Here is a 24,174-nt window from a genome sequence, read left to right as displayed (position 1 = left end):
AGCCTGACCGACGTCCTGCCTGGCCCCGGGCAGGCTCAGCCCGCCGCCGCGGCCGCCCCCGAGGCGACGAGCGGTGCCGGCCGCACGCGGGCCGCCGGCACGCCGGAAGCCGTTGTGGCACCGGCCGCGGCCGAGCCCGTCGCCGTGGCGGAGAGCACTCCCCCCCCTTCGATACCCAGCGTGACGGACGCGCCGGTGGTCGCCGTGCCGGCCGAGACGGCCAGCCTTCCCCGCCCGTCGGAGAACGGCAACGCCCGGGCCCGCGAGGACAGGCGTGACCGTCAGCAGTCGGATAGCGACCGTTCGCCGACCGAGCGTCCCGCGTCCGGTGAACGCCAGGGGCGCCAGCAGGGCGACCGCCCGAGCGGCGACCGCCAGGGACGTGGCTCTTCCGACCGTGCCTCTTCCGACCGTGGCCAGTCCGACCGTGGCTCTTCCGACCGTGGCCAGGCCGAGCGTGGCCAGGCCGAGCGTGGCTCTTCCGACCGTGGCCAGGCCGACCGTGGCCAGGCCGAGCGGGCCCAGCCCGACCGGGGCGAGACGAGCCGCGACGACGACTTCGCTGGAGGGAACCGGCGCAACCGCGGCCGCTTCCGGGAGCGTGGCCGTAACCGTGGCCGCCAGGGCGGCTTCACCGAGTCGGAGCCGGTGGTCCGCGAGGACGACGTGCTTGTGCCGGTCGCCGGCATCCTCGACGTCCTCGACAACTACGCGTTCGTGCGTACCAGCGGCTACCTGACCGGCCCGACCGACGTCTACGTGAGCCTGGCCCAGGTCCGCCGGCACGGTCTGCGCCGCGGTGACGCGATCACCGGGGTGGTCCGGGCGCCGCAGGAGGGCGAGCAGCGGCGGGACAAGTACAACGCGCTGGTCCGGCTGGACACGGTCAACGGCCTGGAGCCGGAGGAGGCGCGCGGCCGTCCCGAGTTCACCAAGCTCACCCCGCTCTACCCGCAGGAGCGGCTGCGCCTGGAGACCGAGCCGCAGCTGCTGACGACCCGGGTCATCGACCTGGTGATGCCGCTCGGCAAGGGCCAGCGCGCGCTGATCGTCAGCCCGCCCAAGGCGGGCAAGACGATGGTGCTCCAGGCCATCGCGAACGCGATCACCACGAACAACCCGGAATGCCACCTGATGGTCGTCCTCGTCGACGAGCGTCCCGAAGAGGTGACCGACATGCAGCGGTCGGTCAAGGGCGAGGTGATCGCCTCGACGTTCGACCGGCCGCCGTCCGACCACACCAGCGTCGCCGAACTGTCCATCGAGCGGGCCAAGCGGCTGGTGGAACTGGGTGAGGACGTCGTCGTCCTGCTCGACTCGATCACCCGTCTCGGCCGGGCGTACAACCTGGCCGCGCCGGCATCCGGCCGGATTCTCTCCGGTGGTGTGGACTCCACCGCGCTCTACCCGCCGAAGCGCTTCCTCGGCGCCGCCCGGAACATCGAGAACGGCGGCTCGTTGACCATCATCGCCACGGCGCTGGTGGAGACGGGCTCGACGATGGACACAGTGATCTTCGAGGAGTTCAAGGGCACTGGCAACGCCGAGCTCAAGCTCGACCGTAAGATCGCTGACAAGCGGGTCTTCCCCGCGATCGACGTCAACCCCTCCGGAACCCGTCGGGAGGAGATCCTCCTCGCACCCGACGAGTTGGTGATCATGCACAAGCTGCGTCGGGTCCTGCACACCCTGGAGTCCCAGCAGGCGCTGGACCTTCTGCTGGACAGGCTGAAGCAGACGCGGACGAACTACGAGTTCCTGATGCAGATCGCGAAGACCACCCCGGGCCAGGACTGAGCCGGGCCAGGACCTGAGCCGAGGCGGACCGTCCAGGGTCCCTGTGACACCCCCGCGGGATGCCCGCCCCGAGGGCGCGCCCGGCTCTGGCAGACTGGAGTGTCGACACCCGGCACCGGTTCACGCCCTCGTTCAGGGGACAGGGCGACCCGGCGGCCATTTCGGGAAGAAGGATCATGAGGGCTGACATTCACCCGACGTACCACGAGACCACGGTCATCTGTACCTGTGGCTCCACGTTCACGACCCGTAGCACCAAGTCGGACGGTGTGATCCACGCGGAGGTCTGCTCCCAGTGCCACCCGTTCTACACCGGCAAGCAGAAGATTCTCGATGTCGGTGGCCGGGTCGAGAAGTTCGAACGGCGTTTCGGCCGCCGCCGTCCCGGTGACAAGCCGGGCACGACGGCCAAATAGCACTCCGCGGCCAGGCGGGCGGCCAGACGGCACGCCGCGGAGGCCGGACAGCGCGCGCCCGTGCCATACCGGTGATGGCACGGGCGCGTTCCGTCCCGGCTGCGGCTCGGCCCAGCCACGCTTACAGTTCGACGTTGAGAGCACCCGGGAACAGCGCTGTCCGGCCCGTGACGCCCGGCGCCGCTCGCCGATCGAACGCCCCAGAACCAGGAGACGCCCGAAATGACCACTCCGCTCGACGCTCTGCTCACCGAGCACGCCGAGCTGGAGAGCCGGCTCGCCGACCCGTCGGTACACGCCGACCCGGCGCTGGCCCGCAGCCTCGGCCGCCGATACGCGGAACTGACCCCGGCGGTGGAGACCGCCCGCGAGCTGGACCGGGTGGCCGCGGATCTGGCGACGGCCCGCGAGCTCGCCGCCGAGGACGCCTCGTTCCGCGCGGAGGTCGCGGAACTGGAGGCCGAGCAGGAGACACTGCGTAACAGACTGCGCGCCCATCTGGTGCCCACCGACCCGGACGACGCCCGGGACGCGATCCTGGAGATCAAGGCGGGCGCCGGCGGTGAGGAGTCGGCCCTGTTCGCCGGCGACCTGCTGCGGATGTACCTGCGCTACGCCGAACGCCGCGGCTGGCGGACCGAGATCCTTGACGCGAACCCCAGCGACCTCGGCGGCTACCGGGACGTGAGCGTGGCGGTGAAGGCCGGCCGGGGGGGCTCCGAGGGAGTCTTCGGGCGGCTGCGCTTCGAAGGCGGGGTCCACCGGGTGCAGCGGGTGCCGGTCACCGAGTCGGCCGGGCGCGTCCACACCTCGGCGGCCGGCGTCCTGGTGCTGCCCGAGGCGGCGGAGGTCGAGGTCGACATCGACCCCAACGACCTGCGGATCGACGTGTACCGCTCCTCCGGCCCCGGTGGGCAGAGCGTCAACACGACGGACTCGGCGGTGCGGATCACCCACCTGCCCAGCGGGCTGGTGGTGTCCTGCCAGAACGAGAAGAGCCAGCTGCAGAACAAGGAGTCGGCCCTGCGCATCCTGCGGGCCCGGCTGCTGTCGGCGGCCCGTGAGCGGGCGCAGGCCGAGGCGTCGGCGGCGCGGGCGAGCCAGGTCCGCACGGTGGACCGCTCCGAGCGCGTCCGTACCTACAACTTCGCCGAGAACCGGATCAGCGACCACCGGGTCGGTTACAAGGCGTACAACCTCGACCAGGTGCTCGACGGTGAGCTCGACGACGTCCTCAACGCGCTGGTCGCGGCGGACCTCCAGGCCAGGCTGTCGGTCGGGGTGGCGACGTGACCTCCGCCGCGCCCGGCCCGGCCCGGCCCGGTGCTCGGGCACAGACACCTTCGGCGCACCCTCCGCACGCCCCGTACACCTCACGCACCTCGCGCGCCTCGTACCCGCCGGGCCCGCACCCGGGCGCCGAGCCCGGCCCGGACCCACGGGCCGAGATCGACGCGGCGGCCACGGTACTGTCCGCGGCCGGGGTGGCCAGCCCCCGGGCGGACGCGGAGCAGCTTGCCGCCCACGTCACCGGCGAGCCCCGCTGGCGGCTGGCGCTGACGGCCACGATGACCCCGGCCGAGCGCGGCCTCTTCCACGACCTGGTGGCCCGCCGGGCCGCCAGGGTGCCGTTGCAGCACCTGGTGGGCACGGTCGGGTTCCGCTATCTGACCCTGGCCGTCGGCCCGGGTGTGTTCGTGCCCCGGCCGGAGACCGAGACGGTGGTCGGCCAGGCCATCGACACCGTCCGCGCGGCCGGCTGGGACAGGCCGGTCTGCGTGGACCTGTGCACCGGCTCCGGCGCGATCGCCCTCGCGCTCGCCGACGAGCTGCCGGGCGCGCGGGTGCACGCCGTCGACAGCGACCCGGACGCGCTGCTGTGGGCGAAGCGTAACGTCGTGCTCACCGGAAGAGTGCTGGCCGTGCACCACGCCGACGTGGGGATCGACCTGTCCGGCGGTGCCGCGTCCCGGCCCGGCCCGTCGGACGCCCCGGGCGTCCCGGGCGTCCGGAGAGTCCCGGCCGTCACCGACGTGCTGGCGGACCTGCTCGGCCGGGTCGACCTGGTGGTGAGCAACCCGCCGTACCTGGGCGACGACGAGCGGGGCACGCTCGAGCCGGAGGTCGACGATCACGACCCGCCGGCCGCCCTGTGGGCCGGGCCGGACGGCCTGGCCGGCGTGCGCGCCGTCGCGGCGGTGGCGGCCGAACTGCTCCGTGACGGTGGCCGGCTGGTGATCGAGCATGCCGACCGGCACGGCTCGGCGGCCCCTGCCCTGCTGCGGGCGCACGGTCACTGGGATGATGCCCACGACCATCAGGACCTGACCGGACGGGACCGGTTCGTCACGGCGACCCGCCGGGCCCGCAGTAAGCCGGGCCCGGCCCAGGGGACAGCAGGGGAGGAGCGGTGAGCAGACGCTACGACTGCACGGACCCCGAGACACGGGGGAGCGGCCTGGAGGCGGCCACCCGCGCGGTCCGGCACGGCGGCCTGGTGGTGTTACCCACCGACACGCTGTACGGCATCGGGGCCGACGCCTTCGACCAGGTCGCGGTCCAGGCCCTGCTCACGGCCAAGGGCCGCGGGCCGGAGATGCCCGTGCCCGTGCTGATCGGTTCGTGGCGCACCCTCGACGGCCTGGTGGAGCGGGTGACCCAGCAGGTCCGTGACCTGGTGCGGGCGTTCTGGCCGGGTGGGCTCACCCTGATCGTGCGGCACGCGCCGTCGCTGACCTGGGATCTCGGTGACGCCCGGGGCACGGTCGCGGTACGGATGCCGCTGCACCCGGTGGCGATCGAGCTGCTCGGCCGGACCGGCCCGATGGCGGTGTCCAGCGCCAACATCAGCGGCCGGCCGCCGGCGACCACGGCCGACGACGCGCTCGCCCAGCTCGGCGACTCCGTCGAGGTGTACCTGGACGGCGGGCCCTGCGCGCTCGGCGTCGCCTCGACGATCGTCGACTGCACCGATGACGTCCCGCGGGTTCTGCGGGTCGGCGCCGTCGGCCTGGCGGCGCTGCGCGCGATCGTCCCATCACTTCGGGTACCCGCCGCGGTGGACTGACGCAGCACAGTGAACCGACACAGCAGGAGAGGCAGCTTATGAGCACCCCGTTCTGGGGCCCGGACTTCGACCAGCTCCACGCCGAGGATCCCGAGATCGCCGGTGTCCTCCTGGACGAACTGGACCGGCTGCGAGGCGGGCTCCAGCTCATCGCCAGCGAGAACTTCACCTCGCCGGCGGTGCTGGCGGCCCTCGGGTCGACGTTGTCGAACAAGTACGCCGAGGGATACCCCGGCCGCCGCTACTACGGCGGATGCCAGGTCGTGGACCGCGCGGAGGAGATCGGTATCGCCCGGGCGAAGGAGCTCTTCGGCGCCGAGCACGCCAACCTGCAGCCGCATTCGGGGGCGCAGGCCAACTTCGCGGTGTACGCGGCGCTGCTGGTGCCTGGTGACACCGTGTTGGCGATGTCCCTTCCGCACGGCGGTCACCTCACCCACGGTAGCCGGGTCAACTTCAGCGGCAAGTGGTTCAACGTCGCCGCGTACGGGGTGCGCGAGGACACCGAGCTGATCGACTACGACGAGGTGCGCGACCTCGCCCGCCAGCACCAGCCCAAAATGATCATCTGTGGCGCCACCGCCTACCCGCGGCTGATCGACTTCGCCGCCTTCCGGTCGATCGCGGACGAGGTCGGGGCCTGGCTGATGGTGGACGCCGCCCACTTCATCGGCCTGGTCGCGGGCGGGGCCATCCCGAGCCCGGTGCCCTACGCCGACGTCGTCAGCTTCACCACCCACAAGGTGCTGCGCGGCCCGCGGGGCGGGATGATCCTCTGCCGGGAGGAGCTCGCCCAGCGCATCGACAAGGCGGTCTTCCCCTTCAGCCAGGGCGGCCCGCTCATGCATGCGGTCGCGGCCAAGGCGGTCGCCCTGCGGGAGGCCGCGACCCCCGCCTACCAGGACTACGCCCAGCAGGTGATCCGTAACGCCCAGGCGCTCGCGGACGCGCTCGCCGCCGAAGGGGTGCGCCCGGTCGCCGGCGGCACCGACACCCACCTCGCCCTGCTCGACCTGCGCGCGCTCGGGGTCACCGGCAAGGAGGCGGAGGCCCGCTGCGACGCCGCCCGCATCACGCTGAACAAGAACGCGATCCCGTACGACCCACAGCCCCCCGCGGTCTCCTCCGGGATCCGGGTGGGTACCCCGGCGGTGACCACCCAGGGCATGAAGGAGGGCGAGATGAAGGACATCGCCGCGCTCATCGCCCGTGTCATCGGCGACCCCGGCTCGGCCGCCGACGTGGCCGCCAGCGTCACCGCCCTGACGGCCCGGCACCCCGTCTACCCTCGGTAAGAAGCGGGTGCGTCAGAAGATTGCGGGAGTATCTGCTCGTCTTCGCCGTGTCGGCGGCGATCACATTTTTGTGCACGCCGGCCGCGCGGTGCTTCGCGGTCCGGATCGGCGCGGTCGCCGGTGTCCGGGACCGTGACGTCCATGCCGTGCCGACGCCACGGCTGGGCGGCCTGGCCATGCTCGCCGGGCTGGCCGCCGGGCTGCTCGTCGCCGACCAGCTCCCGTTCCTCTCCGCGGTCTCCGCGGACTGGGCCGAGCCGCACGCGGTGCTGGTCGCCGGCGCGCTGATCTGCCTGCTCGGCGTGGTGGACGACCGGTGGCCGCTGGATCCGGTGACGAAGCTCGCGGGCCAGGTCGTGGCTGCCGGGGTGATGGTGCTGCTGGGCATCCAGTGGTCCTTCGCGGTGAACCCGGACAGTGACACGACCTTCAGCCTCGGGCCGGAGACGGCCGTGCCGCTGTCGATCCTCGCCACGGTGATCCTGGTCAACGCCATGAACTTCATCGACGGGCTGGACGGTCTTGCCGCCGGGGTCGCGGCCATCGCGGCGGGCGCCACGTTCTACTTCGCCTACGAGGTCGCCGTTATCAACCACTTCTCCCGGGCCGCGCCGGCCGCGCTGCTGGCCGCCGTCACCGCCGGTGTGTGCGTCGGCTTCCTGCCGCACAACTTCAACCCGGCGCGGCTGTTCATGGGGGACTCCGGCTCGATGCTGGTCGGCCTGCTCTCCGCCGCCTCCATGATCTCGGTGACGGGCCAGGTGGCCTATGGCGGATATGCTGGGCCGTCCCGCTCCCTGCCGTCCCTGATCCCGTTGGCCATCCCGTTGGCGGTGCTCGCAGTGCCCTTCATCGACCTGGGGCTGGCGGTGGTCCGCCGGACCAGGGCCGGCCGGTCCCCGTTCGCCCCGGACAAGATGCATCTGCACCACCGGATGCTGGAAATCGGGAAATCCCACGTCCGGGCCGTGCTCATCATGTACTTCTGGGCGGCGCTGCTCGGTTTCGGCGGGGTCGCCGCGTCCTTTGCCCGGCAGCCGCTGCCGATCCTCGCCACCGTTGTGGGCCTTGGTCTCGCGGGGCTGCTGGTGCTGTTGCTGGCCGGTCAACGATCCGCGCGGCGCGCATGATCACCGCCGCTGGACGGACGATCAGAACCGGTCTGCTGGTGCTCGCCGCTGTCGCGGTCCCGGCGCTGCCGGTCGCCGGCTTCGCCCGTGGCGCGGACGGGCTCGCCGCCGTCGCCGCCGGTCTTGCTCTTGTCGGGTTGTTCTTCACGGCGAGCAAGGTCGCGATAAGCGTTGTCGCCCGCCGGATGCGGGCGATGGTGCTGCCCGCGGCGCTGGGCACCTATCTGCTAAAGGTCATTATTCTGGGTGTTCTGCTGGTGGCTCTGGAGGGCTCCGAGGACGTCGACCTGATCGCCTTCTCCTGGGCCGTCCTGGTGGGTGTTCTCGGCTGGGTCGGTGCCGAGCTGTGGGTGGCCACCCACACCCGGGTCCCGTTCTACGACCCGGACACCTTCCGCGGGCAGGGCGACTCCCCACGTGACACCCTGAATACGTGAGCGACGCCGAACACACCCCCGGGGACGCCGGAAACAGCTCCGGCGCGGGTGGTGGGCCGCGTCGTCCGTACCGGCCCGGCCTGATCTCCGGCGAGATGTGGAGCGCGTTCGGCACGCTGCTCGCCGGTACCGGCTTCTGGGGGCTGGTCGGCTACGGGATCGACCGTGTCACCGGTATCGGCACGGTCTTCCTGCCGGTGGGCGTTGTCGTCGGGATGGGGGCCTCGATCTATCTTGTGATCTATCGGGCGATGCGGCGCCAGTGACCCCGGGCCCGGCGGTGCGGATGCTTCCCGGGTGTACACCGGTCATGATCGATAGTCCTTTGGCCCGCCGGGCAGGCGCGGACTGCTGCGCTGTGTGATCACATGGATCCGTAGCGTCCATCCTGGGGCGCCGACAGGAAACGTTCGGGTGCCGTTTGTGTGAACGGGCGAGTGAGCAACCTCTGCTCGGCCCGGACTTGATGCCGATGGCGCCGGGGTGTGGATAGTATCGCCAGTGTCGAGTGTTGGCTTGCTGACATCCGGTGTGAGTCGTATCTCTTGGCGGTCCTGTCAGTTCATGATCATAGGGTATCGATAGATGGTCGTGCCTGGCGGCTGGCTGCGTCCGGTGATCGTCATGTCTGGTATGCCAGGTGCCCGAGTGGGATGCGACCCGCGCCGGGCATGGCTGTCCGCTTGGACCAGATAGGGTGAGCCCATACCGCCGCCGGTACGGCTGCGTCTCTTTTCCGCTGGTGAGAGTGTATTTCGATCTTGGAGGTGTACGTCGTGCCGGTCCCCCCGGTCCTCGCGGACGAGGGCTTCCACGGCCCGACCAAGGAGGTGTTCCAGACACCCCACTGGTTCGACGTCGATCTCGGGCCGGTCGACTTCTACCTGAACAAGGGGACCGCTCTGGGGATCTTCGCCGCGCTCGTCGTCGGTGTGGTCTTCTGGCTGGGTTTCCGGCGCGCGACGGTTGTGCCACGCGGGCTGCAGAACGTCTGTGAGTCCATCTACGACTTCATCGACATCTCGATCGCCCGGGACGTCATCGGGGAGAAGGGGCGGACATACACGCCCTACCTGGTGGTGCTGTTCAGCTTCGTGCTGATCTCCAATGTGCTTGCGATCATCCCCGGCGCCCAGTTCCCGCCGACCTCGCGGATAGCGGTTCCGATCGTTCTCTCCGCCATCACCTACGTGCTGTTCAACCACGCCGGTATCAGGACCGCCGGCGCCCGGGCGTATTTCGGCCACATGGTCAATCCGGCGCCGTCGGCACCCTTCCCGGTCAAGCTGCTGCTCGGGCCGATCGAGCTGCTGTCGACCTTGGTCGTACGCCCGTTCACGCTGGCGGTCCGGTTGTTCGCGAACATGTTCGCCGGCCACATCCTGTTGCTGGTGTTCTCGCTCGGCGCGGAGTACCTGCTGCCGAAGCCACCTTTCGTCTTCGGTGTCGCCTCGTTGCTCATGACGATCGTGCTGACCGGCTTCGAGCTCATCATTGACTTCCTGCAGGCGTACATCATCACGATTCTCACGGCCGCCTTCATCGGCGGCGCGCTTGAGGAGCACGGGGACGAGCACGACAGCTCGCACCCGGCCGACCAGGTGCCCGCCGTCAGCGGCGCGTCCGCCGCGGCACACGCATAAGGTTCGGACACCCCGATCAGCACCGCGGCAGGTCGCGGTGCCCGACTGGAAAAGGAATAATGACATGGCAGACACCACTGTGGTGCTTGCTGCTGCCGACCAGGTGAGCGGCTCTCTCGGCGCGGTGGCCTACGGCCTCGCGGCCATCGGGCCGGGCATCGGTATCGGCCTTATCTTCGGGCTGGGCGTACAGGCCATCGCCCGGCAGCCAGAAGCCGAGCAGGTCGCTTTCCGTTACATGATCATCGGATTCGCGCTTGCGGAAGCACTCGCCCTGATCGGTTTCGTCGTCCCGTTCGTCTTCCCCTAAGCCGGGGGAGACACCGTGGCTATCACGACACTGCTGCTCGCGGCCGAGGAGGGCGCCGGGCACTCGGACGAGAACGTCCTCGTCCCGCCGCTGAACGAGCTGCTCATCGGCACCCTGGCCTTCGGCCTGCTGGTGGCCTTCTTCTTCTGGAAGGTCTACCCGCAGATCAAGCGGACCTACGCCGAGCGCAGCGACCGTATCGAGGGCAGCCTGGCACGCGCCGAGCGCACCCAGCGGGATGCCGAGGACCTGCTGCTGTCCTACCGCCGGCAGCTCGCCGAGGCCCAGGACGAGGCGGGGCGCATCCGCCAGGACGCCCGTGAGCAGGGGCAGCAGATTCTCGACTCGCTGCGCGCGCAGGCCGGCGAGGAGGTCGCCGAGATCAAGGCCCGTGGCGAGGCACAGCTCGCCGCCGAGCGGGCCCAGGTCGTCGCCCAGATCCGGCGCGAGATCGGCGAGATCGCACTTGAGCTCGCCACCAAGATCGTCGGTCACGAGCTGCAGCGGGACGACCGTCAGCGGCAGCTCATCGACGACTTCATCGCCGGGCTGGAGCATCCGGCGGACGGCACGACGGTCCCGGCGCCGGCCGGCCCGGGAGGCTGAGCCGTGGACGGATCCAGCCGTCGTTCACTGGCGGTGGCGCGGGCTCGGCTCGACGAGCTGACCGCGCTCCCGCCGCCGGGTACCGCGACCGGCTCGCGGCCCGCCCCCAACCTCGCCCGGCTCGCGGACGACCTCGACGGGGTGGTGGACCTGCTCGACCGCGAGCTGGTCGTCCGCCGCGCGCTGACCGATCCGGGCATGCCCGGATCGGCCCGTTCCGAGCTCGCGGCCAGGCTGTTCGGCTCGAAGATCTCGCCAACGGCACTGGAGATCGTGCAGGTCGCGGCGGCCGGGCGCTGGGCTCGGCCGCTGGACCTCCAGCAGGCGTTGGCCGAGCTCGCCGTCGAGGTCCTGCTCGCGCAGGCGCAGCGCAACAACGTCCTGGACGACGTCGAGGACGAGCTGTTCCGCTTCGGCCGGCTGCTCAACCGGACGCCGGAGCTGTCGCTGGCGCTGAGCGCCCCGGCCGCCCCGGCATCGGCCAAGCAGGCGCTGGTGGCCAGGCTGCTGGACGGCAAGGCCCACCCCGTGACCGTCCGGCTCATCCAGCGTGCGGTTACCGAACGTTACCATGGCGACCTCGAGCGCAGGCTCGAGCAGCTCACCACGATCGCCGCGGCCCGGCGTAACCGTCTGGTCGCGGTGGTGCTGAGCGCCGTCCCGCTCGCGGGCGACCAGATCTACCGGCTGCGGACGGCGATCAGCCGTTATTTTGGCCGTGACGTGCAGCTCCAGGTGGACATCGACCCCGCTGTTCTCGGGGGCGTCGTCGTGCGGGTCGGTGACGAGGTGGTCGATGGCAGTGTCCTGCGCCGCCTCACCGACGCACGCCGGCGACTGCTGAGGTAGGGCGCTCCCGTGGACATCCAGATCTCGCCGCCCGATCTGCGGGACGTGCCCGCACCATTTGTTGAAGGACCAAAGCGATGACTGAGCTCTCCATCCGACCGGAGGAAATCCGCGCCGCCCTCCGGGACTACGTCGACTCCTACCAGGCATCAGCCGGAGAGCGCGAGGAGGTCGGCCGGGTCGTCGTCGCGGGCGACGGCATCGCGCGGGTCGAGGGCCTGCCGCACGCCATGACCAACGAGCTGCTGGAGTTCCACGGCGGGGTGCTCGGCCTCGCGCTCAACCTGGACGTGGGCGAGATCGGCTGCGTTCTGCTGGGTGAGTCCGAGCACATCGAGGAGGGCCAGGAGGTCCGCCGCACCGGCGAGATCCTCTCCGTCCCGGTCGGGGACGGCTTCCTCGGCCGGGTCGTCGACCCCCTCGGCCGCCCGATCGACGGCCTCGGGGAGATCGTCTCGACCGAGACCCGGGCCCTTGAGCTGCAGGCGCCCACGGTCGTGCAGCGCCAGCCGGTCAAGGAGCCGTTGCAGACCGGCATCAAGGCCATCGACGCGATGACCGCCATCGGGCGTGGCCAGCGCCAGCTCATCATCGGCGACCGGCAGACCGGCAAGAGCTCGGTCGCCCTCGACACGATCATCAACCAGCGCGAGAACTGGGCGACCGGGGACCCGAAGCTCCAGGTCAAGTGCGTCTATGTGGCGATCGGCCAGAAGAAGTCGACGATCCGGGACGTTCTGAACACCCTGGAGGAGACCGGCGCGCTGGCCTACACGACCATTGTCGCCGCTCCCGCCGACCAGCCGGCCGGTTTCAAGTACCTCGCGCCCTACACCGGTTCCGCGATCGGCCAGCACTGGATGTACAACGGCCAGCATGGCCTGATCGTCTTCGACGACCTGTCCAAGCAGGCCGAGGCCTACCGGGCCATCTCGCTGCTGCTGCGCCGCCCGCCGGGCCGTGAGGCCTACCCCGGCGACGTCTTCTACCTGCACTCCCGGCTGCTCGAGCGCTGCGCGAAGCTCTCGAACGAGCTCGGCGGCGGGTCGCTGACCGGTCTGCCGATCATCGAGACCAAGGGCAACGACATCTCCGCCTACATCCCGACGAACGTCATCTCCATCACCGACGGGCAGATCTTCCTCGAGACCGACCTGTTCAACCAGGGTGTCCGGCCGGCCATCAACGTCGGCACCTCGGTCTCCCGGGTGGGTGGCAGCGCCCAGGTCAAGGCGATGAAGTCCGTCGCCGGCCGGCTGCGTCTCGACCTTGCCCAGTACCGTGAGCTGGAGGCGTTCTCGGCCTTCGGCTCCGACCTGGACAAGGCGTCACGCGCCCAGCTCGACCGGGGCGCGCGCCTGGTCGAGCTGCTCAAGCAGCCGCAGTTCCAGCCGTTCTCGGTCGAGCGCGAGGTCGTCTCGATCTGGGCGGGGACGACCGGCCACCTCGACGAGGTGCAGATCGCTGACATCCGCCGGTTCGAGAGCGAGTTCCTCGAGTTCATCGACCGGGCCCGGCCGGGGCTGTTCAAGACGATCCGCGAGACCGGCAAGCTCGACGACGACACCCTCGCCGCGCTCGAGCGTCTGATCGCGAAGTTCAAGACCGAGTTCGCGCTCTCCGGCGGTCAGCCTCTGATCAACGATCCGGTGCCGGACACCCTCGACCCCTCCGAGGTGGAGCAGGAGTCGATCAAGGTGCACCGGTCGCAGCCGCGGGACGAGGACTAAGCCATGGCCGGCCAGCTCCGTGAATACCGGCGCCGCATCCGGTCGGTGCAGTCGACCAAGAAGATCACTCGGGCGATGGAGCTCATCGCGGCGTCCCGGATCGTCAAGGCCAAGGCCAGGGTGGCCGCGTCCCGGCCGTACGCGGACGAGATCACCCGGGTGATCTCCGCGGTCGCGTCGCAGACCACGGTCCGCCACCCGCTGACGACCGAGCACGCCGAGGCTCGCCGCGCGGCGGTTCTCGTGATCACCAGTGACCGTGGCCTCGCCGGCGGCTACAACGCCAATGTGCTGCGTCGCACCGGTGAGCTGCTGGAGTTGCTGCGCGCCGAGGGCAAGGAAACGGTCCTGTACGCGGTCGGCCGCAAGGCCGTCACCTACTACCGGTTCCGTGGCAGGGAGCTGGCCGGGGAGTTCACCGGCTTCTCCGAGCAGCCCGGTTACGACAACGCCAAGGAAGTCGCCGACGCGCTCATCGCGCGGTTCGTCGCGTCGAGTGAGGCCGGTGGCGTGGACGAGATCCACCTGGTCTTCACCGAGTACGTGAACACGCTGACGCAACGGCCGGCTGCTCACCGCATCCTTCCGCTGGTGCTGGAGAAGACCACCGAGCCCCCGCCCGGTGGCCCGCTCCCGCAGTACGAGTTCGAGCCGTCCGCCGAAGGCGTCCTGGACGCGCTGCTGCCGCGATACGTCGAAAGCCGGCTGTACGCGTCCCTGCTGGAATCCGCGGCATCCGAGTCGGCGGCGCGGCAGCGGGCGATGAAGTCCGCGACCGACAACGCCGGCGAGCTGATCAAGACCTACACCCGGCGGGCCAACGCCGCCCGCCAGGACGCGATCACGCAGGAGATATCGGAGATCGTCGGAGGCGCCAACGCGCTCGCTCAGGCCTCATAGGCTGAAGGCGGTGCGACGCTCTGCTCGTCGCACCGCCTTCAGGCCAGGGGAGGAAGCCTGGCCGGGAGCGGCGCGATGACGTCTGCCGCGCGGCCGGAGGCACAACGGAACTTGAAGGCGGCGCGGCCATGCCTCTCGTGTGGACGGGTCCCGAGGGAAGCACCGGCACCGACGATCATCACAACCAAAAAGATCAACAAAACCTGATGTTGCGGGCATCCACACGGAGTGGCCGGTGACTTCGGGGCACAAGTGAAACCGCCCAAAGCTGCTGGCATCCTTCAGGTAACGGCCGGTAGCCGCAGGGCACAAGTGGAACTGAGGACGCCATGACCGTCACCACCACCTCGCCCGCCGCGGCGGAGGGCAAGGCCCCTGGGATCGGCCGGGTCGCCCGTGTAATCGGCCCGGTCGTCGATGTGGAGTTCGCACCCGAGGAGATCCCCGAGATCTACCGCGCGCTGCGCGTCGACCGCACCATCAACGGACAGACCGCGACCCTCACCCTTGAGGTCGCGCAGCACATCGGTGAGAACACCGTACGGACGATCTCCATGCAGCAGACCGACGGTCTGGTCCGTGGGGCGCCTGTCCGGGACACCGGTTCGCCGATCACCGTCCCTGTCGGCAACGCCACCCGAGGGCACGTGTTCAACGTGCTCGGCGAGCCGCTGGACGTCCCCAGCGTCGACACCGACGTACGCCGGTCGATCCACGCCACGGCGCCCGCCTTCGACCAGCTCGAGTCGAAGACGGAGATGTTCCCGACCGGGATCAAGGTCATCGACCTGCTGGCGCCCTACGTCCGCGGTGGGAAGATCGGCCTGTTCGGCGGCGCCGGTGTGGGCAAGACGGTCGTCATCCAGGAAATGATCAACCGGGTTGCCAAGCAGTTCAGCGGTGTCTCGGTGTTCGCCGGGGTGGGGGAGCGCACCCGTGAGGGCAACGACCTGTTCCTGGAGATGACCGAGGCCGGCGTCATCGACGACACGGCACTGGTCTTCGGCCAGATGGACGAGCCACCCGGCACCCGGCTGCGGATCGCGCTCGCGGCGCTGACCATGGCGGAGTACTTCCGCGACGTCCAGAAGCAGGACGTGCTGCTGTTCATCGACAACATCTTCCGGTTCACCCAGGCCGGCTCGGAGGTCTCCACCCTGCTCGGACGGATGCCGAGCGCGGTGGGCTACCAGCCGACGCTGGCTGACGAGATGGGCGTCCTGCAGGAGCGGATCACCTCGACGCGTGGCCACTCGATCACCTCGCTCCAGGCGATCTACGTCCCCGCGGACGACATCACCGACCCGGCGCCGCACACCACCTTCACCCACCTCGACGCCACCACGGTGCTCTCGCGGGCCATCTCCGACCTGGGGATCTACCCCGCCGTCGACCCGCTGGACTCCAGCTCCCGCATCCTCGACGCCCGCTACCTCGGGCAGGAGCACTACGACGTCGCCCGCGAGGTGCAGCGCATCCTGCAGCGCTACAAGGACCTGCAGGACATCATCGCCATTCTCGGTATCGACGAACTGTCCGAGGAGGACAAGATTCTCGTCAACCGGGCGCGGCGCATCCAGCGCTTCCTGTCGCAGCCGTTCTTCGTGGCCGAGCAGTTCACCGGTATCCCGGGCACCTTCGTCCCGCTCGAGGACACGATCAAATCCTTCAAGAAGCTGACCGAAGGCGACTACGACCACCTCCCCGAGCAGGCGTTCTTCATGTGCGGCGGTATCGAGGACGCCGAGAAGAAAGCCAAGGAACTCCTCTGACGTGAATGATGTGACGGCAGGAAGGACGGCAGCGCGATGCCGATACGGGTAGCGATCGTCTCGCCGGAGCGGGAGGTGTGGTCAGGGGATGCCGACATGGTCATCGCCCGGACCACGGAGGGTGAGATCGGGGTGCTGCCCAGGCACGTCCCGTTGCTCGGAGTTCTCGTCCAGGGCGGTGAGGTGCGGGTCAAAATCGGTAGCGAGACCCTGACCGTCGCCGTCGACGGCGGTTTTCTGTCCGTGACCGACCAGGGCGTGAGCATTCTCGCCGAGCACGCGACCCTGTCGGCCCCCACCACCTGACCCGGACCAGCGGCAGCGAGAAGGCCGGTGGCGACGCGGAGAACCACAACCACGTCACCACCGGCCTTTGTTGCGTTGTCGGCTGTTGGGTTGTCAGCGGCCCGCGCCGGGCTGCCAGAGGACGTCGCCGCCGGGGTTGGCGACCCGGGAAAGGATGAACAGCAGGTCGGAAAGGCGGTTGAGATAGCGGACGGGCAGGGGGCTGGTGCGGTCCGGGTCGTCCGCCAGCAGGGCCCAGGCCGAGCGTTCCGCACGGCGGGCCACCGTCCGCGCGACATGCAGCAGGGCCGCGCCGGGTGAGCCGCCCGGCAGGATGAACGAGTTCAGCTTGGGCAGGTTCTCGTTGTACCGGTCGCAGGCTTCCTCAAGGCGGTCGATGTAGGCCTGGCTCACCCGCAGCGGGGGGAACGACGGGTTGTCCGCGACCGGCGTGCACAGGTCGGCGCCGAGGTCGAACAGGTCGTTCTGCACCTGGGCCAGCACCGCCCGGACGTCCTCGGGCAGGGCGCCGAGGGCCAGCGCCACGCCGATGGCGGAGTTCGTCTCGTCCACGTCCGCGTACGCGGCCAGCCGCGGGTCGGTCTTGCGGACCCGGGAGGTGTCGCCGAGCGCGGTCGTGCCGTCGTCCCCGGTCCGCGTGTAGATCCGGGTCAGGTGGATGGCCATGTCGCCACACTGTAGGCGCTCCACCGCTGCGCAGGCGCGCGAGCGGCTGTGACCGCGGGTTTTCCGGGAGGGGCGCGGGGCGCGCCGAGTGGATTCCGCGCCGCCCTCCGAGCCGCTGACCAGCGGCATCCGATCATGCCGGGCTGGTGGTTCGTCCCCGCGCCGGGCGGGCATCCCGCGTCCTTTATCGGTATTTGAACGAATTTTTCCCCATGGCGAAAACGCCCGGTACGGGAATGGCGGTCACGGGATTTCCGCGGTGGGGCGCGGGCGGGCGGGGCTTTTCTCACGGGCCGGCGGGCTGGCCCCGGCGGGACGGGCAGGGTGGGCCGGCCGGGTGCCGAGTTGGCCTTGGCGTGCCGGTGGGCCGGCCCCGGACAGCGGCCGACAAGGCCCTACCATCGACTTCTGTGGAACGGTTCGTCGCCACGGGCGGCTGTCAACTGGTCGGCGAGGTGGATGTCCCGGGAGCGAAGAACTCCGTGCTCAAGCTGATGGCCGCGAGCCTGCTGGCATACGGCCGCACGACCCTTCGCTCGGTACCCGGCATTCTTGACGTGACCGTCATGGCCGACGTCCTGCGCGCGCTCGGGGCGACCGTCGAGCGGGACGTCGTCGGGGGCTCACTGTCGATCGACGTGCCGGAGCGGCCCGTCGCCGCGGCCGACAGCGATCTCGTCCGCCGGATCCGGGCGTCGGTGGTGGTGCTCGGGCCGTTGGTCGCCCGGTGCGGTGAGGCGCGGGTGGCGCTTCCCGGCGGGGACGCCATCGGCGCGCGCGCGCTCGACATGCACGTCAGCGGGCTGGCCAAGCTCGGTGCCATGGTGGACGTCGAGTCCGGGATCCTGGTGGCCCGTTCGTCCGGCCGGCTGCAGGGGGCGTCGATCTGGCTGGACTTCCCCAGCGTCGGCGCCACCGAGAACCTGCTGATGGCCGGGGTGCTCGCCAAGGGCACCACGGTGATCGACAACGCCGCCCGGGAGCCCGAGATCGCCGATCTGTGCGCGATGCTGGTCTCCATGGGCGCGCGTCTCGACGGCGCGGGCACGTCCACGCTGGTCATCGAGGGGGTCGACGAGCTGCGGCCGGCCACGCACGACACCGTCGCGGACCGGATCGTCGCCGGCACGTTCGCCATCGGCGCGCTGATGACCGGCGGCGACGTGATGATCCGGGGCGGCCGCGCCGACCATCTGGAGATCGTGCTCGACAAGCTGACGACGGCCGGCGCCACCGTGGACACCCGGCCGGACGGCTTCCGGGTCACCGCGGAGCGCCCGCCGCGTTCGATCGACGTGGTGACCCTGCCCTACCCGGGCTTCCCGACGGATCTCCTGCCGCAGACCATCGCCCTGGAGGCGGTCAGCGAGGGTGTCTCCCTGATCACCGAGAACGTCTTCGACAGCCGCTTCGTGTTCTGCCGCGAGCTGAGCAAGCTCGGCGCGCAACTGCGCACCGACGGCCACCATGTCGTGGTGCGCCGCGGCGGCCGCCTGGTCGGCACGCACGTGGTGGCCTCGGACGTGCGGGCGGGTGCCGGGCTCGTGCTGGCCGGCCTGGTGGCCGAGGGGACCACCAGCGTCAGCGAGGTCCACCACATCGACCGCGGCTACGCCGCCTTCGTCGAGCAGCTGCGCCTGCTCGGCGCGGACATCCGGCGGGAGCCGCGTGGCGAGCCGGCCGCACGGCGGGACGGCGGGACGGCCACTGAGCGGGACGGCCACTGAGCGGGACGGCCACTGAGCGGGACGGCCACTGAGCGGGGTGACCGCTGAGGGCCGTCTCGGTCCCGTCGGTCAGGCCCAGTCTCGTTCCGTGCCGGCCACCACCGCCCGGGCCCGCAGGGAGTCCTCGGGAAACACCATGACATGCCAGGCCGGGGTGTGGTGACGTCGCAGCTTCCCGTCGGTGTTCACCTGGACCGGGCCGAGCGCGGCCGCGCCCGAGGTCGACCGGATCCCGTGCTGGCGCAGGAGCTGGCGCAGCCGGTCCGCGTCCGACGGTGTGCGCAGCGTGGCCACGGGCACCAGCATGCCGAAGTCGGCGTGCTGGAAGGGGGTGTCCGGGTTGCCGCGCGTCCGGGTCGGTGTGAAGACCCATCTGCACACCGCCACGAGTACGGCGGTGGCGGCGACGGCGATGGCCGGACCGATCGTGTAGTGCAGGCTGTTCAGTGGCACCGTCACCTCCCGGCTGTCCGGGCCGGCGGGCCGGACGGTCTTCATCGTCTCAGTGCCGCCGGCCGTGCGCAGGCGTTCGCGCGTGGGTCGCGTCGCAGTCGTAAGCGTAATCTTGGCTAAACATAGCGTTATAGTTGTTCGTATCGCGTGTTTATCTTCCCGTCACGCTGTGGTGGCCCGGTGTGTGACAGGCCCGCCGCCGTGCACATCAGCCCATCTGAACGGCCACTCTGCGACCATGGATACTGGCATTACGGACGAGGCGTCACACGCTTCGCCGCTGGTGCGCCACGGATCGGAACGGAGGGCATGGAAACCGTCGGCCGGCTACGCGGCCGGCCACGTCCGACAGCCTCTGATCGCCAGGCATGCCCTGACCACCCTCCGGGTGCCTGCGGATGCCCGAGCGGTCAGGGCGTGGATCAGGGGGGACGGGGGGACGGGAGGCCTGATGGGCAAGAACGTGACGTTTCGCAACGACAGTGGCAGGGAGCTGCAGACCGTGCGCCTGCACGGCCGGGTCGACGTGCGGACGGTCGGTGATCTGCGGATGCGCCTGCACACCGCGATCGACTGCGGCCGGGGGCGGCTGCGGGTGAACGTGGCCGGTCTGGAGCTCGCCGATCAGGCGGCGCTCGGCGTGCTGCTCGGCGGGGTACGGCGGGCCCGGCGTTCCGGGCGGTCGATGGTGCTCGTGGACGTACCCGACGATCTGGGCCGGCTGCTGTCGGCGAACCGCCTCGGACGTTTCCTCCAGGTCGAGGACGCCGACCTGTTCCATGTTGGTCATGCCTGATCCCACGTCGGTCATGCCTGATCCGCGGTGACCGGCCGCTACGCGGCGACCGGCCGGCACGCCGGGCCGGCCGGTGTGGTGGGCTGTGGCCGACCAGCGTGGACGGCGCGGAGCCCCGGTTCCGGGGCGTGGCCGTGCACCATGGGATGATGGAGCCGGCCGGGGAGGAACATGCTCGACGTCGATGCGCAGCGGCTGAACCCAGCGGATGGTCCCGCGTACCGCGCGGGCGGTGGCCGGCCCACTGACCCGCGCCGCCCGCTGGTCATCGCGGGCGCGTTCGCCGCCGCGGTCGGTCTGGGGGTGGCCATCGGCCTGGCCACGGCACCGGCGAAGACACCCGCCCCCCGGCCGGCGCCCACCGCCGCGCCCCCGGCCGAGGTGCGGCCGCCGCTGGAGCCGTCCGCCTGGGAGGGCGGCCGGCAGCCGGGCACGGCCCACCAGATGCGGGTGCGGCCGGTGGACAGACGGGCCTTCAGCGCGAGCCTCGCGTACGCCCTGCGGGAGGGCGGCGTCGCGGGGGTGGCCACCGACGACGTCGTCATACCGCAGGGAAAGCTCTTCTACGGGGCCGTCGAGGGCGTCGACAGCGCCGCCGACGAGTACTGGGCCGTGGGCCTGGCGCAGGTCGCGGGCGTCACCCCGGCCCCGCCGAACCCGCAGGTGTGGAAGCGGACGAGCGACGGCCCGTGGAAGCGGGTCGCGCAGGGCCCCAGCGCCTGCGACGGCCTGCCCACCGGCCTGTTCACCGTGTGGCAGGGGCGCCCGCCGCTCTGTTCGGGCGGCTGACGGCCCGCGCCGGTACGCTGCTGGACGTCCGACAATCCCTTCGGGAACGGGTGCGGCGATGGCGGATGCGGCACGGCAGGACCTCTCCGAGCAGGCTCGTCCCCAGCGGGACCGGCCATGGATCATCCGGACCTACGCGGGGCACTCCAGCCCGGCCGAGACCAACGCCCTCTACCGCCGGAACCTGGCCAAGGGGCAGACCGGCCTTTCGGTCGCCTTCGATCTGCCGACCCAGACCGGCTACGACCCCGACCACGAGCTCGCCCGCGGCGAGGTGGGCAAGGTCGGCGTGCCGATCGCCCACATCGGCGACATGCGCGCGCTGTTCCACGACATCCCGCTGGGCCGGATGAACACCTCGATGACGATCAACGCGACGGCCATGTGGCTGCTCGCGCTCTACCAGGTCGTCGCGCAGGAGCAGGGCGCGGACGTCGCCGCGCTCGCCGGCACCACCCAGAACGACATCATCAAGGAGTACCTCTCCCGCGGGACGTACGTGTTCCCGCCCGCGCCGTCGCTGCGGCTGATCACGGACATGATCGCCTACTCGGTGACCGAGATCCCCCGATGGAACCCGATCAACATCTGCAGCTACCACCTGCAGGAGGCGGGCGCCACCCCCGTCCAGGAGATCGCCTACTCGATGTGCACGGCCATCGCCGTGCTCGACGCCGTGGCCGCCTCCGGGCAGGTGCCGGCGGAACGCACCGGTGAGGTGTGCGCCCGGATCTCCTTCTTCGTCAACGCCGGCGTCCGCTTCGTCGAGGAGCTGTGCAAGATGCGGGCGTTCACGCGGCTGTGGGACACCCTGCTGCGGACCCGCTACGGCGTCGAGGACCCGCGGCACCGGCGGTTCCGCTACGGCGTCCAGGTCAACTCCCTCGGCCTGACCGAGGCGCAGCCGGAGAACAACGTCATCCGGATCGTGCTGGAAGCCCTCGGCGTGACACTGTCGAAGGACGCCCGCTGCCGGGCGCTGCAGCTGCCGGCCTGGAACGAGGCGCTCGGCCTGCCCCGGCCCTGGGACCAGCAGTGGTCCCTGCGCATCCAGCAGATCCTCGCCCACGAGACCGACCTGCTGGAGTACCCCGACCTGTTCGAGGGCTCCGTCGTCGTGGAGCGCCGGGTGGCCGAGCTCGCCGAGGCCGCCCAGGCCGAGATCGACCGGGTGCAGGCCATGGGCGGCGCGGTCGCCGCGGTCGAGAGCGGCTACATGAAGTCCGAGCTCGTCCGTTCGCACGCGGCCCGCCGGGTGCGCATCGAGTCGGGCGAGGACGTGGTGGTGGGCGTCAACGCCTTCACCACCACCGAGCCGAACCCGCTGCTCGCCGACCTGACCACGGCCATCCAGACGGTGGACCCGGCCGTGGAGGAGGCCGCCCGCGCCGACATCGCGGCCTGGCGGGCCGGCCGCGACGCGCGTGCCGTCGACGAGGCCCTGCAGAACCTGCGGGACACGGCGAAGACCGACGCGAACCTGATGCCGGCCACCCTCGCCTGCGCCCGCGTCGGCGTCACCACCGGTGAGTGGGCTGGTGCCCTGCGGGAGGTGTTCGGCGAGTACCGGGCCCCCACCGGGGTGTCCGCCGCGTCCTCGGTGCACGCGGGCGGCCAGCAGCTCACCGACGTGCGGGAACGGGTCGTCGCGACCGGGAAGGAGCTCGGGCGCCGGCTGAAGTTCCTCGTCGGCAAACCCGGCCTCGACGGGCACTCCAACGGCGCCGAACAGATCGCCGTGCGCGCCCGGGACGCCGGTTTCGAAGTGGTCTACCAGGGCATCCGGCTCACACCCGCGCAGATCGTCGCCGCCGCCGTGGAGGAGGACGTCCATGTCGTGGGCCTGTCGGTGCTCTCCGGCTCGCACATGGAGCTGGTGCCGGTGGTGCTCGACGGGCTGCGCGAGGCCGGCGTCGGGGAGGTGCCAGTGGTCGTCGGCGGCATCATCCCGCCGGCGGACGCCGAGCGGCTGAAGGCCCTCGGCGTCGCCGCGGTGTACACGCCGAAGGACTACGGCCTCACCGAGATCATGGACAGCGTGGTCGACGTCATCCGGGCCGCTGGCGGCCTGGGCCGACCACAGCCCACCATCTAACCCGGTTGGACTCCGAGACGCCGATTTCGCGGAGAGTAGTCGTCGCGGAAAGTAGCTGATGCCTGGTGAGAGCATCAAAGGCCTGGTGAGAGATGTTTCGCCGGCCCGGGACCGATGTGCGAGGTGGCCGGCGGGCGCGTAGCGTGCCCAGAATGGTCCCCGACACTCCGTCCCTGGACGACGCGGTGGCCCTGGCCACCCGAGCCCATACCGGCCAGCTTGACAAGATCGGCGAGGAGTACATCGGCCATCCGCTGCGGGTCATGCGGGCGGTTGCCGCCATCGCGGACGGCGCCGGGGCCGACCACGAGCACGCGCAGATGACGGCGGTGCTCCACGACGTCGTCGAGGACTCCGCGATCACCCTGGACGATCTCGCTGCGCTCGGTTACCCGCCCGCGGTCGTGGCGGCGGTCGACGCGCTCAGCCACCGCCCGGGGGAGCCGGTGGAGGACTACCTTGCCCGGGTCGCCGCCGACGATCTCGCCGTCGCCGTGAAGCGGGCGGACATGGCCGACAACAGCGACCCGACGCGGCTGATCAGGCTGCCCGCGGAGCAGGCGGACCGTTACCGGCGGCGTTACGCCGACCGGACGCGCCTGCTCGACGGCCTTGTCGCCGCCCGGCGGGCCGCCGAGACGAAGGCCGCCGCCGACGGCAGTGGCGGGAAGAGCAGCGATAAGGCCGCCGGGGGCGCCGCCGCGGAAACAGCCGGGCGGACCGGCGGAAGGGCCGCCGCCCGGGGGAGCGGCCCGCCAGCCGCGTCCTCCCCCTGACCTAGACGGCCGGCGATGCCCCCTCGCCCGGACCCTCCACAAGACAGCGCCCCGCCGGGCGCCGCCCCGCGGAACAGTGCCCCGCGGAACGGTGCCCCGCGGAACAGTGCGCCATGGGAGGACGTCCCGCTGGAGGATGCTCCGGAGCCGCGGGCCAGGCGGCTGGACCGGAACTGGAGCGAACTGCTTCAGGAGATCCGGGTGGCGCAGACCGGTGTGCAGATCCTCTTCGCCTTCCTGCTGACCCTCCCCTTCACCCAGCGCTGGGACCAGGTCACCGACTTCCAGCGGGCGCTCTACCTGGCCACGCTGCTGGTGGTCGCCGCCGCGTCCGCACTGCTGATCGGCCCGGTGGCCTACCACCGGATCATGTTCCGCCGGGGCGCCCGCGCCCGGCTGGTCGCCGCGGCCAACACCATGGCGCTGGCCGGGCTGGCCATGCTGGGCGCGGGGATCAACGGCGCCGTCCTGCTCGTCGTCGACGTGCTGATGGGCCCGCTCGCCACCGTCCTGATCTGCTCGGCGACCGCGGCGTTCTTCGTCGCGCTGTGGTGGGCGCTGCCACAGCTGACCCGCTGGGAGCTGACAGCCGCCCACGAGAACGCCCGGGATAC

Annotated in this window: 25 protein-coding genes; 23 read left to right on the top strand and 2 right to left on the bottom strand. The window is 70.9% G+C overall.

The window, feature by feature from the left end; translation table 11 throughout:
• Positions 1 to 3 precede the first annotated feature (3 nt).
• From rho to NBX02_RS19295, 17 genes are all read left to right on the top strand, one after another.
• Positions 4 to 1,797, top strand: a complete 1,794-nt coding sequence (gene rho / locus NBX02_RS23390; protein WP_445548534.1) for a transcription termination factor Rho — start codon at positions 4 to 6, stop codon at positions 1,795 to 1,797.
• Between the two features lie 176 nt (positions 1,798 to 1,973).
• A complete protein-coding gene (rpmE, locus tag NBX02_RS19370) occupies positions 1,974 to 2,213 on the top strand; it encodes a 50S ribosomal protein L31 (RefSeq protein WP_250281262.1) in 240 nt (79 codons plus the stop codon).
• 222 nt (positions 2,214 to 2,435) lie between these two features.
• Entirely contained in the window at positions 2,436 to 3,506 is a 1,071-nt protein-coding gene (gene prfA / locus NBX02_RS19365; protein ID WP_250281263.1) for a peptide chain release factor 1, read from the top strand.
• Positions 3,503 to 4,627: a peptide chain release factor N(5)-glutamine methyltransferase gene (prmC, locus tag NBX02_RS19360; protein WP_250292489.1), complete on the top strand. Its 1,125-nt coding sequence runs from the start codon at positions 3,503 to 3,505 to the stop codon at positions 4,625 to 4,627. Before prfA ends, prmC begins: the two co-directional genes overlap by 4 nt.
• Positions 4,624 to 5,280, top strand: coding sequence for an L-threonylcarbamoyladenylate synthase (locus tag NBX02_RS19355; protein ID WP_250281267.1), 657 nt, complete (start codon positions 4,624 to 4,626; stop codon positions 5,278 to 5,280). The genes prmC and NBX02_RS19355 overlap by 4 nt, the downstream gene beginning before the upstream one ends.
• 38 nt (positions 5,281 to 5,318) lie before the next feature.
• Positions 5,319 to 6,575, top strand: coding sequence for a serine hydroxymethyltransferase (gene glyA / locus NBX02_RS19350; RefSeq protein WP_250281268.1), 1,257 nt, complete (start codon positions 5,319 to 5,321; stop codon positions 6,573 to 6,575).
• A gap of 20 nt (positions 6,576 to 6,595) precedes the next feature.
• Positions 6,596 to 7,705: an MraY family glycosyltransferase gene (locus tag NBX02_RS19345; RefSeq protein WP_250281270.1), complete on the top strand. Its 1,110-nt coding sequence runs from the start codon at positions 6,596 to 6,598 to the stop codon at positions 7,703 to 7,705.
• Positions 7,702 to 8,142, top strand: coding sequence for a hypothetical protein (locus NBX02_RS19340; RefSeq protein WP_250281273.1), 441 nt, complete (start codon positions 7,702 to 7,704; stop codon positions 8,140 to 8,142). Before NBX02_RS19345 ends, NBX02_RS19340 begins: the two co-directional genes overlap by 4 nt.
• A complete protein-coding gene (locus NBX02_RS19335; protein WP_250281274.1) occupies positions 8,139 to 8,408 on the top strand; it encodes an AtpZ/AtpI family protein in 270 nt (89 codons plus the stop codon). The genes NBX02_RS19340 and NBX02_RS19335 overlap by 4 nt, the downstream gene beginning before the upstream one ends.
• A gap of 510 nt (positions 8,409 to 8,918) precedes the next feature.
• The gene (gene atpB, locus NBX02_RS19330) at positions 8,919 to 9,785 is read left to right on the top strand and encodes a F0F1 ATP synthase subunit A (RefSeq protein ID WP_250281276.1); all 867 of its coding nucleotides are present in this window, start codon (positions 8,919 to 8,921) and stop codon (positions 9,783 to 9,785) included.
• Between the two features lie 64 nt (positions 9,786 to 9,849).
• Positions 9,850 to 10,095 (top strand): F0F1 ATP synthase subunit C, encoded by a 246-nt coding sequence (locus NBX02_RS19325; protein WP_250281278.1) that lies wholly within the window; start codon positions 9,850 to 9,852, stop codon positions 10,093 to 10,095.
• Between the two features lie 15 nt (positions 10,096 to 10,110).
• A complete protein-coding gene (locus NBX02_RS19320) occupies positions 10,111 to 10,701 on the top strand; it encodes a F0F1 ATP synthase subunit B (protein WP_250281281.1) in 591 nt (196 codons plus the stop codon).
• A gap of 3 nt (positions 10,702 to 10,704) precedes the next feature.
• Positions 10,705 to 11,550: a F0F1 ATP synthase subunit delta gene (locus NBX02_RS19315; protein WP_250281283.1), complete on the top strand. Its 846-nt coding sequence runs from the start codon at positions 10,705 to 10,707 to the stop codon at positions 11,548 to 11,550.
• 77 nt (positions 11,551 to 11,627) lie between these two features.
• On the top strand, positions 11,628 to 13,280 hold the full coding sequence (atpA, locus tag NBX02_RS19310; protein ID WP_250281285.1) for a F0F1 ATP synthase subunit alpha: 1,653 nt from the start codon (positions 11,628 to 11,630) through the stop codon (positions 13,278 to 13,280).
• A gap of 3 nt (positions 13,281 to 13,283) precedes the next feature.
• Positions 13,284 to 14,180 carry a F0F1 ATP synthase subunit gamma gene (locus NBX02_RS19305; RefSeq protein ID WP_250281287.1) on the top strand — a complete coding sequence of 299 codons (897 nt, stop codon included), beginning with the start codon at positions 13,284 to 13,286 and terminating at the stop codon, positions 14,178 to 14,180.
• 329 nt (positions 14,181 to 14,509) lie between these two features.
• Entirely contained in the window at positions 14,510 to 15,952 is a 1,443-nt protein-coding gene (atpD, locus tag NBX02_RS19300; RefSeq protein WP_250281289.1) for a F0F1 ATP synthase subunit beta, read from the top strand.
• A 36-nt stretch (positions 15,953 to 15,988) separates the two neighbouring features.
• Positions 15,989 to 16,258, top strand: coding sequence for a F0F1 ATP synthase subunit epsilon (locus tag NBX02_RS19295; RefSeq protein WP_250281291.1), 270 nt, complete (start codon positions 15,989 to 15,991; stop codon positions 16,256 to 16,258).
• Positions 16,259 to 16,351: 93 nt separating this feature from the next.
• Here NBX02_RS19295 and NBX02_RS19290 read toward each other — a convergent pair whose 3' ends face one another.
• Positions 16,352 to 16,924, bottom strand: a complete 573-nt coding sequence (locus tag NBX02_RS19290; protein ID WP_250281292.1) for a cob(I)yrinic acid a,c-diamide adenosyltransferase — start codon at positions 16,922 to 16,924, stop codon at positions 16,352 to 16,354.
• A 410-nt stretch (positions 16,925 to 17,334) separates the two neighbouring features.
• On the opposite strand from NBX02_RS19290, the gene murA reads away from it, so the two are divergent.
• A complete protein-coding gene (murA, locus tag NBX02_RS19285; RefSeq protein ID WP_250281295.1) occupies positions 17,335 to 18,651 on the top strand; it encodes a UDP-N-acetylglucosamine 1-carboxyvinyltransferase in 1,317 nt (438 codons plus the stop codon).
• 69 nt (positions 18,652 to 18,720) lie between these two features.
• Here murA and NBX02_RS19280 read toward each other — a convergent pair whose 3' ends face one another.
• Positions 18,721 to 19,149 (bottom strand): hypothetical protein, encoded by a 429-nt coding sequence (locus NBX02_RS19280; protein WP_250281296.1) that lies wholly within the window; start codon positions 19,147 to 19,149, stop codon positions 18,721 to 18,723.
• Between the two features lie 406 nt (positions 19,150 to 19,555).
• Here NBX02_RS19280 and NBX02_RS19275 point away from each other — a divergent pair, with 406 nt between their 5' ends.
• The 5 genes from NBX02_RS19275 to NBX02_RS19255 all read left to right on the top strand — a co-directional run.
• On the top strand, positions 19,556 to 19,900 hold the full coding sequence (locus NBX02_RS19275; protein WP_250281297.1) for an STAS domain-containing protein: 345 nt from the start codon (positions 19,556 to 19,558) through the stop codon (positions 19,898 to 19,900).
• Positions 19,901 to 20,071: 171 nt separating this feature from the next.
• Complete coding sequence (locus NBX02_RS19270; RefSeq protein ID WP_250281298.1) at positions 20,072 to 20,689, top strand: hypothetical protein; 618 nt, start codon at positions 20,072 to 20,074, stop codon at positions 20,687 to 20,689.
• A 58-nt stretch (positions 20,690 to 20,747) separates the two neighbouring features.
• Positions 20,748 to 22,784, top strand: a complete 2,037-nt coding sequence (locus NBX02_RS19265) for a protein meaA (protein WP_250281300.1) — start codon at positions 20,748 to 20,750, stop codon at positions 22,782 to 22,784.
• 152 nt (positions 22,785 to 22,936) lie between these two features.
• Positions 22,937 to 23,560: an HD domain-containing protein gene (locus NBX02_RS19260; protein WP_250281326.1), complete on the top strand. Its 624-nt coding sequence runs from the start codon at positions 22,937 to 22,939 to the stop codon at positions 23,558 to 23,560.
• A 201-nt stretch (positions 23,561 to 23,761) separates the two neighbouring features.
• A partial coding sequence (locus tag NBX02_RS19255; RefSeq protein ID WP_250292487.1) for a DUF6328 family protein occupies positions 23,762 to 24,174 on the top strand: 413 nt, incomplete at its 3' end.

The sequence above is a fragment of the Protofrankia sp. CiP1_Cm_nod1 genome (genome assembly GCF_920888515.1).
GTDB lineage: Bacteria > Actinomycetota > Actinomycetes > Frankiales > Frankiaceae > Protofrankia.
This window is presented reverse-complemented; position numbering and strand designations above follow the sequence as displayed.

Coding starts and splice junctions, on each gene's coding strand:
- NBX02_RS19265 (WP_250281300.1), top strand. CDS start 20,748: ATGGCGGATGCGGCACGGCAGGACCTCTCCGAGCAGGCTCGTCCCCAG.
- NBX02_RS19260 (WP_250281326.1), top strand. CDS start 22,937: ATGGTCCCCGACACTCCGTCCCTGGACGACGCGGTGGCCCTGGCCACC.
- atpD (WP_250281289.1), top strand. CDS start 14,510: ATGACCGTCACCACCACCTCGCCCGCCGCGGCGGAGGGCAAGGCCCCT.
- NBX02_RS19325 (WP_250281278.1), top strand. CDS start 9,850: ATGGCAGACACCACTGTGGTGCTTGCTGCTGCCGACCAGGTGAGCGGC.
- NBX02_RS19280 (WP_250281296.1), bottom strand. CDS start 19,149: ATGAAGACCGTCCGGCCCGCCGGCCCGGACAGCCGGGAGGTGACGGTG.
- NBX02_RS19305 (WP_250281287.1), top strand. CDS start 13,284: ATGGCCGGCCAGCTCCGTGAATACCGGCGCCGCATCCGGTCGGTGCAG.
- prfA (WP_250281263.1), top strand. CDS start 2,436: ATGACCACTCCGCTCGACGCTCTGCTCACCGAGCACGCCGAGCTGGAG.
- NBX02_RS19295 (WP_250281291.1), top strand. CDS start 15,989: ATGCCGATACGGGTAGCGATCGTCTCGCCGGAGCGGGAGGTGTGGTCA.
- atpA (WP_250281285.1), top strand. CDS start 11,628: ATGACTGAGCTCTCCATCCGACCGGAGGAAATCCGCGCCGCCCTCCGG.
- NBX02_RS19340 (WP_250281273.1), top strand. CDS start 7,702: ATGATCACCGCCGCTGGACGGACGATCAGAACCGGTCTGCTGGTGCTC.
- rpmE (WP_250281262.1), top strand. CDS start 1,974: ATGAGGGCTGACATTCACCCGACGTACCACGAGACCACGGTCATCTGT.
- NBX02_RS19275 (WP_250281297.1), top strand. CDS start 19,556: ATGGGCAAGAACGTGACGTTTCGCAACGACAGTGGCAGGGAGCTGCAG.
- NBX02_RS19290 (WP_250281292.1), bottom strand. CDS start 16,924: ATGGCCATCCACCTGACCCGGATCTACACGCGGACCGGGGACGACGGC.
- NBX02_RS19270 (WP_250281298.1), top strand. CDS start 20,072: ATGCTCGACGTCGATGCGCAGCGGCTGAACCCAGCGGATGGTCCCGCG.
- glyA (WP_250281268.1), top strand. CDS start 5,319: ATGAGCACCCCGTTCTGGGGCCCGGACTTCGACCAGCTCCACGCCGAG.